The following is a 3,252-nucleotide window of genomic DNA, read 5'->3' as shown; positions in this document are numbered from 1 at the left end:
CGATCACCGCGCGGTGCACTTCGTCGGGGCCGTCGGCCAGGCGCAGCACGCGCGCATGGGCATAGAGCGCGGCCAGGGGGAAATCATCGGACAGGCCGGCGCCGCCGTGGATCTGGATCGCGGCATCGGCGGCCTTTTGCGCCACCGCCGGCACGATCACCTTGATCTGGGAAACAAGACTCAACGCCGCCTTGATGCCCTGGGTGTCGATCATCCAGGCAGCCTTCAAGGTGAGCAGGCGCGCCTGCTCGATGGCGATGCGCAGGTCCGCGATGATGTCGCCGTTGCCGCCGAGCGCCGCCAGCGGCTTGCCGAACGCCTGGCGTGACAACGCACGCGTGCATAGCAAGGTAAGTGCGCGCTCGGCGGCGCCGATGGCGCGCATGCAATGGTGGATCCGGCCCGGCCCAAGCCGCCCCTGGGCGATCTCGAAGCCGCGGCCGGGCCCAAGGATCACATTCGATGCCGGCACGCGTACGTGGTCAAAGCGCACCTGGCCATGGCCTGAGGGTTCGTCGTAGGTGCCGAACACCGGTAGCATGCGTTCGACGGTGACACCCGGCGCGTCGAGCGGGCACAGCACCATGGAGTGCCGGTGGTGCGGCTCGGCGTCGGGGTCGGTGAGTCCCATGAAAATCGCCACCTTGCAATGCGGATGGCCAATGCCCGTGGACCACCATTTGCTGCCGTTCAAGACGATGCCATCGCCGTCGGGCGTGGCCGTGGCGCGCATGTTGGTGGCATCGGAGGAAGCGACATCGGGTTCGGTCATGCAGAAGGCCGAACGGATGCGGCCGGCGAGCAGCGGTTCGAGCCAGCGTTCCTTCTGTTCGGCCGAACCATAACGCAGCAACACTTCCATGTTGCCGGTGTCCGGGGCGTTGCAGTTGAACACTTCCGGGGCGATGAACGAGTGGCCCATGATCTCGGCCAGGGGTGCATAGTCCTGGTTGGACAAGCCGCCTTCGTCCTCGGGCAGGAACAGGTTCCACAGGCCCGCGGCGCGGGCGCGCTCCTTGATCTCTTCCATCACCGCCGGTTGGCGCCACGTGCGCCAATCGGCGCTGCCGTTCAACGATGCGAACCAGTTTTTCTCCGCGGGAAGCACTTGCTCCGTCATGAAGCGGGCGAGCTTGCCGCCGAGCTCCTGGCTGCGGGCCGAAGGGGCGAAGTCCATCGTGCACGATCCTTGGTCGGCAGGCAGAACCCCGAGCGTACGCCAACGTATGGAATCAGTAAAATGAATGTGCTTTATGCGTGGTCATAAACTGAGTTAATGTGCCTGGCATGCCCCGCAACGACAAGCGCATCGACCTCAATCTCTTCCGCGTGCTCGACGCCATCCACGCCGAAGGCGGCATCGGCGCGGCCGCGCGGGCGCTGCACCTGACCCAGCCGGCGGTCACCCACGCCCTGAACCGGTTGCGCGAGCATTTCGACGATCCGCTATTCGTCAGGCAGGGAAATCGTGTGGTCCCCACCGACCAGGCGCGGGCGATCATCGATGACGTCCGCCTGCACCTGAAGGGTCTGCAGGACACCACGCGCCGGCAGTCCGGGTTCGAGCCTTCGCGCCTGCAGATGGAATTCACCGTGGGCTTCCGCGACATCCTGGAGTCCATCGTGTTTCCGCGCCTGTTGCCGCGGCTCGAACGCGAGGCGCCGCAGGTACGCATCGCCAGCCGGCGCGTGCCGGCCGGTGACGTGGAGCGCGAGCTGATTGCGGGCAGCATCGACCTGGTGATCGACCGCTCGCTTAAGGTAGGCGCACACGTAGTGCATGAGCACCTGGTCGATGAAGGCCTGGTGGTGGTGATGCGGTGTGGGCATCCGCTTGACGGCGTGGCGTTGCGAAAAGTTGATTACCTGGCCGCCCGGCACGTGGTGGTGTCGCCGTTCGGCGAGCCGATCGCGCTGGATGTACTGCTGGGACAGGATGGCCGGTTTCGCCATATCGCACTTAGCTGCCAGCACTATTTTTCAGCGGCACAGATCGCGGCTGGCAGCGATCTGTTGCTGACGATGCCGCGGTCATATGCGCTTAGCGTGTCCGCCAGCTTGCCAATATCGCTGCATCCACTACCGATCCGGCTTAAACCCATTCCGGTGCGAATGTACTGGCATGAGTCCAAGCAAGGCGATCGTGCCCACGCCTGGTTCCGCGGCGTGCTGTCCGAAGCCGTGGCGGCGGCCATGCCGCGCGAGGCGGCATGACCTTGGCGCCAACCTGTTACCAGATCTTTACCCGCTGGTTCGGATCCAGGTAAAGCTTCTGTCCCGGCTGCGGTTTGAACGCGTCATACCACCCATCGAGATTGCGCACGGTCTGGGCACGGAACTGGCCCGGTGCGTGGCCATCGCCGATCACCTGCGCACGCAGCGCCGCTTCGCGGGTCTTGGTGCGCCACGATTGTGCGAACGCCAGGAAGAAGCGCTCGTCGCCGGTCAGGCCGTCGATCACGGGCGCGGGCTTGCCACCCAGGGACTTGTGGTAAGCGGCCAGTGAAATGGTCAGGCCCGAAACGTCGGCGATATTCTCGCCCAGCGTCTGCTGGCCGTTCACATGCAGGCCCGGCAGGGCTTCGTACTGGCTGTATTGCTCGGCCAGTTTCTGGCCGGCAGCCTTGAAGTGGGCTTCGTCGGCGGGTGTCCACCAGTTGGCCAGGCGGCCCTGGGCGTCGAATTCCGCCCCGGTGTTGTCGAAGCTATGGCTGATTTCATGCCCGATCACCGCGCCGATCGAACCATAGTTGGTGGCCGCGTCCGCCTTCGGGTCAAAGAACGGCGCCTCCAGGATGGCTGCGGGGAAATTGAGCGCGTTCTGCAGCGGCAGATTCACCGCGTTCACTGTCTGCGGGGTCATCCACCATTCGTTACGGTCGACCTTGGTATTGAGCTTGGCCAGCTGGTGCGCGGTCTCGAAGCGTTCGGCGCGCAGGTTGTTGCCGACCGGATCGTCAGCCTTGATCTCAAGCTTCGAATAATCGCGCCACGATTCGGGATACCCCACGCCGACGACGAGGGTATCGAGCTTGGCCTTTGCCTTCGCACGCGTGGCAGGTGTCATCCAGTCGAGCGAGTCCACCCGGTCGGCGAAGGCGGCGATGATGTTCTTCACCATCTGCTGCACTTCGGCCTTGGACGAGGCCGGGAAATAACGCTTCACGTACACCTTGCCCACGGCATCGCCCAGGTCCGCGTTGACCCGGCCGATGCCGCGCTTGTAGCGGTCGCGCTGCTTGGGCGTGCCGG

The 3,252-nt window shown here is 64.8% G+C and carries 3 protein-coding genes; 1 reads left to right on the top strand and 2 read right to left on the bottom strand.

Features of this window, described 5'->3' with window-relative positions:
• On the bottom strand, positions 1-1,177 hold a 1,177-nt coding region (locus VK519_RS07290), incomplete at its 3' end, for an acyl-CoA dehydrogenase family protein (protein ID WP_324348609.1).
• A gap of 110 nt (positions 1,178-1,287) precedes the next feature.
• Here VK519_RS07290 and VK519_RS07285 point away from each other — a divergent pair.
• Entirely contained in the window at positions 1,288-2,214 is a 927-nt protein-coding gene (locus VK519_RS07285) for a LysR family transcriptional regulator (RefSeq protein ID WP_324348608.1), read from the top strand.
• A gap of 16 nt (positions 2,215-2,230) precedes the next feature.
• Here VK519_RS07285 and VK519_RS07280 read toward each other — a convergent pair.
• Positions 2,231-3,252: M13-type metalloendopeptidase (locus tag VK519_RS07280; RefSeq protein ID WP_324348606.1), on the bottom strand; the 1,022-nt coding region annotated here is incomplete at its 5' end.

This window comes from Pinirhizobacter sp. (assembly GCF_035317885.1).
In the GTDB taxonomy this organism is placed as follows: Bacteria; Pseudomonadota; Gammaproteobacteria; order Xanthomonadales; family Rhodanobacteraceae; genus Pinirhizobacter.
This window is presented reverse-complemented; position numbering and strand designations above follow the sequence as displayed.

What these genes read in the sequence shown, in the direction of transcription:
- VK519_RS07285 (WP_324348608.1), top strand. Translation starts at nt 1,288, where the DNA reads ATGCCCCGCAACGACAAGCGCATCGACCTCAATCTCTTCCGCGTGCTC.